The 13231-nt window shown below is 65.5% G+C and carries 11 protein-coding genes; 4 read left to right on the forward strand and 7 right to left on the reverse strand.

Going from position 1 to position 13231, the window contains the following annotated elements:
- Window positions 1-58: 58 nt before the first annotated feature.
- Together PCQ86_RS03970 and PCQ86_RS03975 are read right to left on the reverse strand one after the other, a co-directional pair.
- Window positions 59-487, reverse strand: a complete 429-nt coding sequence (locus tag PCQ86_RS03970) for a bacteriohemerythrin (RefSeq protein ID WP_270174919.1) — start codon at window positions 485-487, stop codon at window positions 59-61.
- A 251-nt stretch (window positions 488-738) separates the two neighbouring features.
- Window positions 739-1749, reverse strand: a complete 1011-nt coding sequence (locus PCQ86_RS03975; protein ID WP_270174920.1) for a LysR substrate-binding domain-containing protein — start codon at window positions 1747-1749, stop codon at window positions 739-741.
- A 223-nt stretch (window positions 1750-1972) separates the two neighbouring features.
- Here PCQ86_RS03975 and PCQ86_RS03980 point away from each other — a divergent pair, with 223 nt between their 5' ends.
- From PCQ86_RS03980 to PCQ86_RS03990, 3 genes are all read left to right on the forward strand, one after another.
- Window positions 1973-2341 (forward strand): DUF2917 domain-containing protein, encoded by a 369-nt coding sequence (locus tag PCQ86_RS03980; protein WP_238526565.1) that lies wholly within the window; start codon window positions 1973-1975, stop codon window positions 2339-2341.
- A gap of 192 nt (window positions 2342-2533) precedes the next feature.
- Window positions 2534-3964 carry a bifunctional UDP-N-acetylglucosamine diphosphorylase/glucosamine-1-phosphate N-acetyltransferase GlmU gene (gene glmU, locus PCQ86_RS03985; RefSeq protein ID WP_270174921.1) on the forward strand — a complete coding sequence of 477 codons (1431 nt, stop codon included), beginning with the start codon at window positions 2534-2536 and terminating at the stop codon, window positions 3962-3964.
- A 4-nt stretch (window positions 3965-3968) separates the two neighbouring features.
- Window positions 3969-4739, forward strand: coding sequence for a sensor histidine kinase (locus tag PCQ86_RS03990; RefSeq protein WP_270174922.1), 771 nt, complete (start codon window positions 3969-3971; stop codon window positions 4737-4739).
- Between the two features lie 34 nt (window positions 4740-4773).
- Here the strand turns inward: PCQ86_RS03990 and PCQ86_RS03995 are convergent, their stop codons facing one another.
- The 3 genes from PCQ86_RS03995 to PCQ86_RS04005 form a co-directional block, all read right to left on the reverse strand.
- Window positions 4774-5115: a chaperone modulator CbpM gene (locus tag PCQ86_RS03995; protein ID WP_011804091.1), complete on the reverse strand. Its 342-nt coding sequence runs from the start codon at window positions 5113-5115 to the stop codon at window positions 4774-4776.
- A 2-nt stretch (window positions 5116-5117) separates the two neighbouring features.
- Window positions 5118-6113, reverse strand: coding sequence for a DnaJ C-terminal domain-containing protein (locus PCQ86_RS04000; RefSeq protein ID WP_270174923.1), 996 nt, complete (start codon window positions 6111-6113; stop codon window positions 5118-5120).
- Between the two features lie 125 nt (window positions 6114-6238).
- Entirely contained in the window at window positions 6239-6730 is a 492-nt protein-coding gene (locus tag PCQ86_RS04005) for an Lrp/AsnC family transcriptional regulator (protein WP_196996000.1), read from the reverse strand.
- Between the two features lie 136 nt (window positions 6731-6866).
- On the opposite strand from PCQ86_RS04005, the gene glmS reads away from it, so the two are divergent.
- Complete coding sequence (gene glmS / locus PCQ86_RS04010) at window positions 6867-8777, forward strand: glutamine--fructose-6-phosphate transaminase (isomerizing) (RefSeq protein ID WP_012655631.1); 1911 nt, start codon at window positions 6867-6869, stop codon at window positions 8775-8777.
- 655 nt (window positions 8778-9432) lie between these two features.
- Here the strand turns inward: glmS and PCQ86_RS04015 are convergent.
- Both PCQ86_RS04015 and PCQ86_RS04020 read right to left on the reverse strand, forming a co-directional pair.
- On the reverse strand, window positions 9433-12132 hold the full coding sequence (locus tag PCQ86_RS04015; RefSeq protein WP_210434033.1) for a S8 family peptidase: 2700 nt from the start codon (window positions 12130-12132) through the stop codon (window positions 9433-9435).
- A gap of 3 nt (window positions 12133-12135) precedes the next feature.
- Entirely contained in the window at window positions 12136-13146 is a 1011-nt protein-coding gene (locus PCQ86_RS04020) for an AAA family ATPase (RefSeq protein WP_103738607.1), read from the reverse strand.
- Window positions 13147-13231 lie beyond the last annotated feature (85 nt).

The following is a 13231-nucleotide window of genomic DNA, read 5'->3' on the forward strand; positions in this document are numbered from 1 at the left end:
CGCGACCGCTTACCGCTTTGCCAAGCCACTCCGCGCAGTGGCTTTTTTCCATGCCCTTTCAGGCCAGGGCGGCGGTGCGTTGCGCCTGCAGCGCCTCGCGCATGAACGGCAGGTAGGCGCGGTGCACCTTGCAGATGTGGTGCACCAGCCATTGCTTGAGGAATTCCAGCGCCTCCAGCGAGACCTCCTGCCCGCCGTCGAAGCGCGTCAGCAGATCCATGGCCTTGCGCGTGAAGCCGTCATGCTCGGCCTTATGGACAGGAGTCTCGGCGTAGTCGTGCTGCTGGAACAGCACCTCCTCCACGATGAAGTGGTTGTGCGCGTAGTCCACCCGGCCTTCCAAAATTTCGCCCACGGCGCTGCGGCGCGGGCTCGCCGCGCTCAGTTCATCGTGCAGGGCGTTGGTCAGCGCGACCAGTTGACGGTGCTGGTCGTCGATTTCGGGCAGGCCAAGTTCCAGTTCCGCGGTCCAGGGCATGAAAGGCATACAGGGTCTTCTCTTCTGTCCATTGGTGTTGTCGGGGGCGGGGCATAGCCTGCCGACGGTCGCAGACCTTTGCGTGACAACCCATAGGGGAAGACCATGCCATTCGCATGGATTTGCATGGGCCTTGATCTTCGTCAGACGAAGCGCCCGGCTGCGTGAGCGGTTTGCCACGCATTCCTGGGCAAAAAAAGCCAAACGCGCCCGCCCATCGCGCGCTAGGTGCTATAAATAGAGGAGCAACCGTGCCGCGCTCAGGAGATGTCTTCGATCAGGTCCGTGTCCGGCACTTCGCCGACGGCTTGGCGCGTGGCTTCGGCCTGCAGCAGCAGCCAGGCGCTGAACGCCTGGATTTCGGGGCGCTGGCCGCTGCGCGGGCCGACGACCAGCCAGTACACCAGCGGAGAGTCCAGCCGGTGGCCCGGCAGCACCTCCTGCAGGTCGCCCGAGGCGAGGCTTTCCGCGATCAGCGGCATGCGCGCCAGCGCCAGGCCCTGTCCGGCCAGCGCGGCCTGCACGATCTGCTGCGCGTAGTTGAAGTACAGCCAGCGCTTGGGCTGCAGCCGCCCCAGGCCGTGCAGTTCGAACCAGCGCCGCCAGGTGATCCACTCGAAATAGGGCATGCGGTGCGCGTCGCCTGCCTCGATGAGCGTGAACTGCGCCACGTCGGCCGGCGTGCGGATGGGCGGCATGCTGTTGAGGAGCCAGGGGCTGGCCACCACCGCCAGTTGCTCGCCAAACAGCCGCTGCGCGCCCGCGGCCTGCGTGCCGGGCACGCTGGAGCGCAGGGCCAGGTCCACGTCGGCCGTCTCCAGGTCCACGATGGTGTCGGTTGCGTCGATGCGGATGTCGATGTCAGGGTTGTCGCGCTGGAATTCCTCCATGCGCGGGATCAGCCACATGGACGCAAAGCTGGCCCAGGTGGTGATGGCAACGCTCTTGCGCCCCGCCGTCTGGCGCACCAGGCGCACGGCCGCGTCCATGCGCTCCAGCGCGGGCGCCACGGCGCGCTGCAGCTGGCCGCCGGCGCTGGTGAGCTCCACGGCGCGTGTGTGGCGCAGAAACAGGGGCACGCCCACTTCGTCCTCCAGCGCCTGGATCTGGCGGCTCACCGCCGACTGGGTCAGGGCCAGTTCCTCGGCCGCGGCGCGGAAGTTCAAATGCCGCGCCACGGCCAGAAATGCGCGCCAATGGCCTACGGCCACGGGCCGGGTGCGCAGATGCGCGATGGGAGGAGCGCTGGCGGGCAAGAGGGGGGAGTTCATGGCAGATTGATGACCATTGGGAATCAAAATGCTAGCGCTTTTTCATCGATCGCGCAGCAGGCTGCTCAGGCAGCGGGAGCACCGCTGGCGGTTGCCGTCCCCCGGGGCATGGGGTGATACCGTGATTGATGCCGTTCCGTAATCGATGAGGCCCTCCGTTTTCATTGGACGGTGCCCGGGTCGCAGTCGCACACTGACGTCACTTCAAAGGGTTTACCAGGAGATGACCGTGACCACCTCGCAAGTTCTGCATTCGCAAGCCTCCAGCGTTCCCGCCGGCGTTGCCGGACCGGAACTGTGCACCATTCCCCAGGGCGCGGCGCGCAGCCTGCACCCCCGCGCGCCGATGCAACTGCGCGTGGTCAGCGGACTGGCCTGGGTGACTTTGAGCGACGGCCCCCATGGCTGGCGCGAGGATTCGGGGGACCTCATGCTGCACGCGGGCCAGAGCGTGTGCGTGGCCTCCGGCCAGCACGCCGTGGTCGAGCCGATGGGCCGCGAGCCGCTGCAGTTCCAGTGGCGCAGCGCCGCCGCGGTGCGCGCACCGTCACCGCAGCACGCCGCCCCCCGGGGCGATGTCTGCCGCGCCTGACCGTCTGGCCATCGCATCAAACTGGCTGCTAGCGCCCGAATGACGGGCGCTAGCAGCTATTTTTTTTAGGAGCAATCAGAGGCGGTGGTGCAGCCGCGCCGCAGAGGGGCAGCGCATGGGCGGCGGGATAATGGCGGAGGGCTGCCGGCCTGGGCTGGCAGGACACGACGACCTTCCACTCTCCACACCTTCATGACAGCACTGGACATCATCATCATGGCCGCGGGCAAGGGCACGCGCATGAAAAGCCGCATTCCCAAGGTCCTGCAGCGCCTGGCCGGCCGGCCCCTGCTGCACCATGTGCTGGGCCAGGCCGCCAGCCTGCAGGCGCGCCGCGTGGTGGTGGTAACGGGCCATGGCGCTACAGAAGTAGAAGCTGCTTGCGCAGGATTGGCGGGCGTTGGAGGCACTTTTGACTTGAAATTCGTGCGCCAGGAGCCGCAGTTGGGCACGGGCCACGCGGTGCAGCAGGCCACGCCCGCGCTGGCGGGCGATGGCACGGTGGTGGTGCTGTCGGGCGACGTGCCGTTGACCCAGGCCGCGACGCTGCGCGCGCTGGTCGAGGCCGGGGCGGGCGAGCGCCTTGCGCTGCTCACCGTGCGCCTGCCCGATCCCACAGGGTACGGCCGCATCGTGCGCGGCGAGGGCGGAACGGTGCAGCGCATCGTGGAGCACAAGGATGCAAACGATGCCGAGCGCGCCATCGACGAGGTCTACAGCGGCATCATGGCCGTGCCCGCGCAGCGCCTGGCGGGCTGGCTGGCGCGTCTGACCAACGACAACGCGCAGGGCGAGTACTACCTGACCGACATCGTGTCCATGGCTGTGGCGGACGGCGTGCCCGTGGCGGCCCACTGCATTGGCGATGCGCTGCAGGTGGCGGGCGTGAACAGCCCCGCGCAACTGGCCGAGCTGGAGCGCGCGCACCAGCGCGCCCAGGCCGCGGCACTCATGGAGCAGGGCGTTCGCCTGGCCGACCCCGCGCGCTTTGACCTGCGCGACGATGCGCGCAGCGGCGCGCGCGGCGAAATCCTCTGTGCGCAGGATGTGGAGATCGACGTGGGCTGCATCTTCACCGGCCGCGTGGAACTGGGCGAGGGCGCGCGCATCGGCGCCTATTGCCACATCAGCAACGCCACCATCGCCGCGGGCGCTGTGGTCCACCCCTTTACCCACATCGATGGCGAGAAGGCCGGCGCCCATGTGGGCGAAGGCGCACTGATTGGTCCCTTCGCGCGCCTGCGCCCCGGCGCGCAACTGGGGCGTGAGGTGCACATTGGCAACTTCGTCGAGGTGAAGAACAGCACGCTGGCCGACGGCGCCAAGGCCAACCACCTGGCCTACCTGGGCGACGCCAGCGTGGGCGAGCGCGTGAACTACGGCGCCGGCAGCATCACCGCCAATTACGACGGTGCCAACAAGCACCGCACGGTGATTGAGGCCGACGTGCACATCGGCAGCAACTGCGTGCTGGTGGCGCCCGTCACCATTGGGGCGGGTGGCACGGTGGGTGGCGGCTCCACCATCACCAAGGACACGCCACCGGGTGTGTTGAGCGTGGCGCGTGGCCGGCAGGTGAGCATCGCGAACTGGAAGCGCCCCGCCAAACAGGCCAAGGGTTGAGGCCATGACCGGCGAGGGCATTCCACCGGCGGACACGCTGGCGCAGCTGCGCAGCGAACTGGCCCAGGCGCGCCAGCAGATCAGCGATATGGTGGCGGCGCAGGAGGACTTTCTACGGGGTGTGTCGCACGACCTGCGCGCGCCGCTGCGCCACGTCACCTCTTATGGCGCGCTGGTGCGCGAGGTACTGCAGGAGCAGCCGCCGCAGGTGGACGAGGCGCTGGGTTTCCTGGCCACGATGGAGCAGTCCGCGCGCCGCATGGCGCAGATGATCGACGGGCTGCAGGCCATCGCCCGCGCGCGCAGCGCTGCGCTGCGGCCCCGGGCCGTTGCGCTGACCGTGGCTGTGCAGGACGCTCGGCAGGCTTTGGGTGCGGCGGCCGAAGGCGCGGCATGGAACATTGCGCCGGATCTGCCCGTCGTGCAGGCCGATGCCGAGCAGTTGGCCCAGTTGCTGGTGCAACTGCTGGGCAATGCGGTGAAGTTCTCGCGCGGCGTGGCGCAGCCCCATGTGCAGGTGCAGGCCGAACCTGCGGCGCAGGGCGGTGTGCGCATCACCGTGCGGGACAACGGCGTGGGCTTTGATGGCACGCGCGCGCAGCAGCTCTTTGGCGTGTTCCAGCGCATGCACCGCGAAGCCGAATTCGAGGGCGTGGGCGCGGGTCTCGCGCTGTGCCAGGCGATCGCGCAGCGCCATGGCGCCCGCATCCAGGCCACCGCGGCGCCCGGTGCGGGCTGCACGGTGGCGCTGGAGTGGCCGGCTGCGGCGCGGTAGCGGCCTGCGCTTGCCGCACTTCCCGCCGCCGCGCTCAAGGCATCGCCGCAGGCAGGCCCAGGCGCGTCTGCAGCTCGCGCAGGCGCTGGCGCAGCGCGGTCACTTCCTCGATCAGGTCTGCCGTCAGTGCGGCCAGCTCGGGGTCGGCGTCAAAAGTGGATTCCAGGCGTGCCAGCCGCCGCGCGCGCACCACACTTGCGCTGCTGAATCGCCAGTGCCCGCCTGCCTGCTCGCCTTGCAGCAAGCCGGCCTCCAGGCGCTCCACGACCCAGTCGGGGCCCATGCAGCAGGTGCGTGCCAGGTCTTCCAGCGTGAGGCGGGGCTGCTCGTCCAGCAGCTCGGCCAGGGCATGATCAACAAATGGGGGCGTGGGCATGCTCAGGCTCCTTGCGTAGAGGGCTTGCGGGGCTGGAATTGCGGGAAGGCCTGCGCGAACGCGCGGTAGGCCTGCTGCTGGGCCTCGTTGGTGGCGGGGGGCAGGGCCACGTGCAGTTCCAGGTACAGGTCGCCGGGCGTGGCGGCGGGAATGCCGCGCTCCTTCAGGCGCAGCTTGCGGCCGGGTTTCCAGCGCGGCGGCACGGTCACTTCCACGGTGGCGCCGCCGGGTGTCTGCACCTCGACGGGGCCGCCCAGTTCGGCCTCCCAGGGCGCGAGGATAACGGACTGGTACACGTCGCGGCCTTCGGCGCGCCAGCGTGCGTCGGGCTTGAAATGCACCTCCAGGAACAGGTCGCCCGCGGGCGCGCCGCCCAAGCCCGGGCCGCCCTGGCCGCCCAGGCGGATGAGCTGGCCCTCGCGCACCCCCTTGGGGATGTTCACCTGCAGCTGGCGTTCTTCATTGACCAGGTGGCCGCTGTCGTCCAGCCGCGCACCGCGCAGCGTCAGCGTGCGCTCGGCGCCCAGGTACGCATCGCGCAGGTCCAGCTCGATGCTGGCGTGGTGGTCGCGCCCGCGCTGTGGTGAGGTTCTGTCGCTCCCATCATGGGCTGACGGGCCCGCGTGCCGGCTGCGCTGGGCGTGGGCGGCGCGGCCGAAGAGCTGCTCGAAAAAGTCGCTGAACTGCGCCGCGTCCATGCCCTCGGCGCCGGGCGTGCCGGTGAACTCGAACCCTGCGTCCCAGTTCGGCGGCGGGCGGAAGTCCTGCCCCGCGCGGTGCGGTGCCTCGCGGCCCAGCGCGTCGTAGGCGGCGCGCTTCTCCGGGTCCGACAACACGGTATTGGCCTCATTCACCTCGGCCATGCGGGCCGCGGCATCGGCCTCCTTGCTCACGTCGGGGTGGTACCGGCGCGCGAGCTTGCGGTAGGCCTTCTTGATGTCGGCGGCAGTGGCGTCGCGTGCCACGCCGAGGATCTGGTAGTAGTCCTTGAACTCCATGCGTCCCTCCATGCATGGCCGGCCCGCAGTGGGCGCGGCCTTGAGGTTCACAGAGTGGAGTCGATGTCCCGGAAGGTCAAGAGGTCGTGCAGGATAGCTATAAATTCAATAGCTGTTGGCGCTTGCTAGATAAGCGCTAGAGGTACTTTTGTTTCAAACTTTGCACGGTGGACCGAGAAGAACGCCTTCACGTTGCGCACATTGGCGTCCTGCGTGAACAGCCGCTGCGACAGGGCCAGGTAGCCCGGCATGTCGCGCGTGTGCACGATGAGCACGAAGTCCGGCCCCGGCGAGACGCGCCAGCATTGCTGGACCTCGTCTTCGGCGACGGCGCGGGCCTCGAACGCGTCCAGGTGCTCGGCACCCTGGCGGTCCAGTGCAACCTCGACGATCGCAGCCAGCCCGTGGCCCTGCAGCGCGGCCAGGCGGTCGGGCTGCAACAGCGCCACCTGCCGCTCGATCAGGCCCAGGGTGTGCAGCCGCCGCACGCGGCGCAGGCAGGTGGGTGGGGAGACATGCACTTGTTCTGCCATAGCTTGGTTGCTGAGGGAGGCGTCGCGCTGCAGCAGGTCCAGCAATTGCAAATCCACGGCATCCAGCGAGGAATCAGATTCCATTAAAGTGTGTTTTATGAAGAAATATTTCTTAGATTATGGCGGAAGAAATTTTTGTTCATATGTAATGAAAATCAGATCGAAAATTTCTTGAGAGGCCGCCTAGCATCTCGCCCATTCTTTCATCGGAGCAGTATTTATGTGCGGCATCGTCGGCGCGGTATCCACCCGCAATATCGTTCCCATCCTGGTGCAGGGCCTGCAGCGGCTGGAGTACCGCGGCTATGACTCCTGCGGCGTCGCCGTGCACGAGGCGAGCCTGGGCGAAATGCCCGCGGGTGGCCTGCACCGTGCGCGCAGCACTGCCCGCGTGGCCGAATTGCTGGCGCAGGTGAACCATGAACACCTCCAAGGCGCCACTGGCATCGCCCACACCCGCTGGGCCACGCACGGCGCCCCCGCCGTGCACAACGCCCATCCCCACTTCAGCCACGGACCCGGTGCCGCGCCGGCGCAGGCAGAGCGCCCCGGCCGCGTCGCGCTGGTGCACAACGGCATCATCGAGAACCACGAGGAGTTGCGCGCCGAGTTGCAGGCGCGCGGCTACGTGTTCTCCAGCCAGACCGATACCGAAGTCATCGCGCATCTGGTGGACAGCCTGTACGACGGCGACCTGTTCCAGGCCGTGCGCGCCGCGACTGCGCGGCTGCACGGCGCATTCGCCATCGCCGTGATCCACAAGGACGAGCCGCACCGCGTGGTGGGTGCGCGCGCGGGCTCGCCCCTGGTGCTGGGTGTCGGTGAGGGTGAGCACTTCCTGGCCAGCGATGCCATGGCCCTGGCTGGTGTGACCGACCAGATCGTGTACCTGGAAGAGGGCGACCTGGTGGACCTGCAATTGGGCCGTTACTGGATCACCACGGCCGATGGCCAGCCGCTGGACGCCGGCAGCCGCCCCGTGCGCACCGTGCACGCACACAGTGGTGCGGTGGAGCTGGGGCCCTATCGCCACTACATGCAAAAGGAAATTTTCGAGCAGCCGCGCGCCATTGCCGACACGTTGCACGGCCTGCAGGGCATCGTGCCCGAGCTGTTCGACGGCGTGGGCCAGCCCGGGCAGCAGGGCGCGGCAGCCTGGCGTGTGTTCAAGGAGATCGACTCCGTGCTCATCCTCGCCTGCGGGACCAGCTACTACAGCGGCTGCACCGCCAAGTACTGGCTGGAGGGCATCGCGGGCATTCCCACCCAGGTGGAAGTGGCCAGCGAATACCGCTACCGCACCAGCGTGCCCAACCCGCGCACGCTGGTGGTGACCATCAGCCAATCCGGCGAAACCGCCGACACCCTGGCCGCACTGCGCCATGCGCAGAGCCTGGGCATGCGCCACACGCTCACCATCTGCAACGTGGCCACCAGCGCCATGGTGCGCGAGTGCGAGCTGGCCTACGTCACCCGCGCCGGCGTGGAGATTGGCGTGGCGTCGACCAAAGCCTTCACCGCGCAGCTGGCGGGACTGTTTCTGTTGACCCTGGCGCTGGCGCAGTCGCGCGGGCGCCTGACCGAGGAGGCCGAGGGCAACTACCTGAAAGCCATGCGCCACCTGCCCGCCGCACTGCAGGCCGTGCTGGCGCTGGAGCCGCAGATCATCAGCTGGTCCGAGGACTTCGCGAAGAAGGAGAACGCCCTGTTCCTGGGCCGCGGACTGCACTACCCCATTGCACTGGAGGGTGCCCTCAAGCTCAAGGAGATCAGCTACATCCACGCCGAGGCGTACCCCGCGGGTGAACTCAAGCACGGCCCGCTGGCTCTCGTCACCAGCAGCATGCCGGTGGTGACCGTGGCGCCCAACGATGCGCTGCTGGAGAAGCTCAAGAGCAACATGGAAGAAGTGCGCGCCCGTGGCGGCGTGCTCTACGTGTTGGCTGATGCCGATACCCATATCGACAGCAGCGAAGGTCTGCACGTCATCCGCATGCCAGAGCACTACGGCGCCCTGTCGCCGCTGCTGCACGTGGTGCCGCTGCAACTGCTGGCCTACCACACGGCCTGCGCGCGCGGAACGGATGTGGACAAGCCCCGTAACCTGGCCAAGAGCGTCACGGTGGAGTAAGGCCAAGCACACCGGCGGCATGGTTAATCCGGGCAATTAAAGTCGTAAACTCGCAAATAAAGTCGTAAACAGGCCTCTAGCATTCATGCGGGTTTGCGGGGCGGTCATTTGTAACTGTAAAGTCGTAAACTCGAATTCAACGGGTGAAGAAGACCAATACATGCGAATGTCGCCTAGGTCTGGATTGGACTTTTTGCTATACAAAAAAGAGCGCTCAAGGTGAGCGCTCTTTTTCTTCGGTTTTCCCAGAAGTTCTTGCGGTCCGAGCAGCCCCTAAACGCTCCGATGACTGCAAGAGGCTGCAAGCCGACGCTCAGTCTCGGACGCTGAGCGGCTGCTTCGAACGATAGCTGTCGTCGGCTATTTGGCCGGCCCTTTGCCGTTGTTGCGCCGGGAGTGCAGCACCAGCAGGCCGATTAGCATCTTGTCCTGCCCCTTGTGTAGCTTGACGATCACGTCTTTCTGCTAGCGATGGGCTGTCAAAGCAATCCTTCATCACTGCGCCCTCATCGGGCCGCAGCGGCCCCTTTATCGTGCGTACGATCTAAGGTGTCAACAGCTTCACCGGATCGGTAGGGCGTTCAGCTTTTTTCCCGGCCAGTTGCTTCTTAAAGTCAACCAACTCTGTCTCCTATTTTGGATCTGTGTCCGCGGGTCACTCAGTCGCTTCGACTTCCACTTCGACCTCGTTGCCCTCGATCTCGACTTCGGTCTGGGCCTGAAGTTCGGCTATTGCTGCGCGCAGCGGTTCATAGATCGTGATTTCGCCGCCCAGGATTTCAAAGGTCACCGCGAGCACATAGCGCGCCGTCGAGTCCGGGTCATGACTCCAACCCTGATGGCCGACCACGGCGATGCAGAAGTGGTCGGGAAGGCTGTTCGAGCGGACGACCGCCCAGTCCTTCTGCACCGTCCCGCTGTTGCGCTTGAAGTCGCGGATCAGGCCATCCTGGGGCTTGTCATGCAGCACCCAAGGCAGCGTGGTGCCAGGCAGCGGCGCCTCGCCGTTTGCCGCGTCCTTCATAGCGCGCACTCGGAAATCATGCAGCCCCTCGCCCAGCCTGCTGGCCTTCCAATCGACCCAGGTTGAAAGATACCGGCGCAGGTTGCGGCGCGTGCGCCGCGGCTGGGCGACGTAGGACATGGTCACGTCAATCCGGATATCGAATTCATCGGCCTGCTGACGCAGCTCGGCGGGAATAGGCACTTGATAGATGTGACACTCACCGGCATGTATACCGATCTCCCTGCTCGTAATGAGTGTCGTTCGATGGTCAGTATTGGTAGTGGCTCGTTCCGCATCCGGAATACCGAAACCCAAGCTGCGTAAAGCACTAGACGCCGAGGCGAGTAGAGCCTGCTTTTCTTGAGGCGTCATGCCGGGCGGCGGATTGCGCAAACGTGTCAGCAGGTCTTCTGCCCACGCCGGCCACTGCGCTGATTGCACGACGAGTGCGCGGTACAGCAGCGCCGGCTCAGCAGGCAGGACACGCTGTATTTGGGCGGCAATGCGCGCGACCTTCGGCACTGCATAAGAGGTGCCGGCAGTGTCACGGTCAGCTGCGGGTCCGGGACCATACAGCGTCGAGCGGACGAGATAGGGGCAAGCGGCAGGGATGACGCCACCGGCCTGTAGGTCGGGCGGCTCATTGTTTGAGAGAGCGGCATCGCCGCCATACTCCACAACTTCAGGCTTGATGACGTTCCAGATGCCAGGGCCCGTCCGCGAGAATGCAGACGGACCTGCAGGCTGCGTAGCGAAGGTGCGCCATGCCCCTTGCTCTGCCGCGTCATAGACGATTGAGCCAACGGTCAATGCCTGCAGGCTTTGACCTGGGTTAGCGATGCGGGCTGAGCTTTCCACCAGGTAAGCCGGGTAGTCGCGGCCGGCGGTCAGATGGTCGGCGATGCCCAGGAATGGCGGCGTGCCTTTCAGCGGCAGGTTGCCGGCGCTTTGCACGATGAGCACATCCCGTTCATTGCACAACTGGTCAATCTCCGCCGCCCACGACGACATGTAGCGCGTGCGACAGTAGCTGCGCGCGTTGATTGAATGATTGAAGATGCGGGTCTGACGCGGGCTGTCGTTGAAGCGTTCGACCGCCTTGCGCAGCGCCTCGGGCGGGAACAACTCGACCGGCATCGCATTCTGGGCATCGAGCACGCGGGCGTTTTGAATCCAGAACGGCAACTGCGGTGCGCCGTCAGCCGGAATATCTTCGCCATAAAGCACTGCGCCAGCGACGCGTGTGCCGTGGCCACCTGGCGCGACTTCATCGGCGACGGCTGTCGCTGCTTGACCCGGTAGGAAGCAATATGAGGTTGCTTGATCGATACCCGGCTGGAGCATGACGTGCGCTTCTTGGATACCGCTGTCGATGACACAGACGGCGGGCGCATCAGCGGCGGGTGCGACCGGCGCGACGGCGGTTGCCGCTTGCACGCCTTGCTGGCTCAGGTGCTGGGGCAGCGCGATATCTTCCGGTTCGACGACTTCGAAGATGTAGGGATAGTTCAGGACGAAGTCCTTCAGCCCCTTGCCCGAGATTTTCAGCCGAACCGTAAAGCTGTCAGGCAAGACGCCCGCGTCGAAGTCGGCGCTATCCCGCATGTGCAGGATTTCGGCTTGGTAGAAATCTGTGAACTTCTGGATGGAAGTCTCGCGTTCGATCTTGATGTCGTCCCACTCGTTGTACGCACTGGCCCGCCGCTCAGACCATTCATACTCCTTGGCCGCCCACTGGGCGTCAGTCGCGCGCTTGCCTCGCACCGGACGAGGCGGAATTTCCTGCGTGCCGGCACAGGCGATGCCAACGTCAACGATGTAGAGCTGGTCTTCGTCGATGTAGCCCCACGAAGCTATCAACTGGTCGGAAAGGATGCGGCCCAGCCGGTCTGTCTGGTTGGGATCGTCGAACAGCGTGTGGACCTCGGCGATGGTCGCCGAGCCGTGCACGGTGACAGCAAATCCCCGGGCCATGTTGCGGAACGCCGTCAGCTGAATGTCCTCAGACGCCACAATCACATAGCCGTCTTCCTGTTCCGCCACGATCTCGAATTCGAATTTGGCGCGCAGCGCGTCTAGGTCGAGGCCGGTGTCGATCTGCAGCAGGATGGGAATGCCCGCCGGGATGTCGGGCAAGACCAGCCCTGCCGCCAGTCGCTGCGCCTTGCGGGCCTGCCAGTTCTGACTGAGCGCCTGCGCCGCCGTGTCCAGGGCGACGCTGTGCGCTTGGCGTTGCGCTCCCTTATTGGCGAGCGTTTGCGGCGACGGATCGCCGCCTCCGCGCAGGCGCGCTTTGCCTTGATAGCGCAGTAGCAGTGGCAGGTGTTCAAAGTTGTGCGCACCCGGCATGGCTTAGGCTTTCTGCGCTGCGTCATGCCGCTGAAGCTCGTCGATGGCCTTAAGCAGCTTGTCTTGCGACAGGGAGGGGTGGCCGGCCAGCACGGCAGCTTTGGCGGCGTCCTGGCCGGCCTTCACGACCATCGCGGCAGACGATCCTTCGAGTCTGGTAACTAGAGCATCCCAGTGGATAGGTTTGTCCATCCGCACGCTGGAGAGCGTCAACTTAAGCAACTTCTCGATCTCTGCTTTTCCAGGCAGCGGGATTGCGAAGACATCGTCAAAGCGTCTGAACAGCGCCGGGTCCAATGCGGACTCCAAATTCGTCGTCGCGACCAGTAGGCCCGGCGCGTCGTATTCCTCCATCAGTTGCAGCAAGGAGTTGACGATGCGAGAGACTTCGCCGATGTCTTTGGAGGCCGTGCGTGACCGGGCAATAAAGTCGCATTCGTCGAGCAGCAGCACGCAGGGCTTCTCGCGGGCGCTGCTGAAGATGGATCGCAGGTTCTGGGCTGACTCGCCGAAAAAAGACGAAATCAGCACATCGAAGCGCACTTTCATCAGTGGCAAGCCAGTATTCCAAGCCAACCGCTTAGCGCCCAGCGATTTGCCGCAGCCCGGTGGCCCGTATAGCAACACAGTCTTGCGGGGCTTGAGCCCGAAGGTACGCAGCCTGTCACGTGCCGCGTACTCGGCTTCGATGCGGGCGAAGCGCTGCTCTACCGCTTCGGGCAGCACCATGTGGTGTTCCAACTGGTCGTGCGGAATGAGCGTGGCCAGCGTCTCCCCGTGACGCCGGCTCATGGGCAGCTCTTTCAGCGTGCGCTCAATGTCAGCCGACGGAGTCGGCGACGGCGGCGCACGTCTTGTCTTGGGCTGCTTAAGGATGGCCTCCAGCTGCTCAGCCAGTCTGACGTGGCCTGTCTTGCGTTCTGCTTCGACGATCTTGCCGGCAAGCCGGTCCAAGTCGGATTGCGAACCATCGGCAATGGCTCGTACTACTCTTTTCAGAATATCGGCGTTCATGCGGTATCACCTTTAATTGCGAGCCGTCGGACGAGTGATAGCACGCAGACAGACTGGATTTCATTGCCGAAGCCTGGTCCGCAAA

This window comes from Diaphorobacter sp. ED-3 (assembly GCF_027625375.1).
GTDB classification, from domain to species: Bacteria; Pseudomonadota; Gammaproteobacteria; order Burkholderiales; family Burkholderiaceae_C; genus Diaphorobacter; species Diaphorobacter nitroreducens.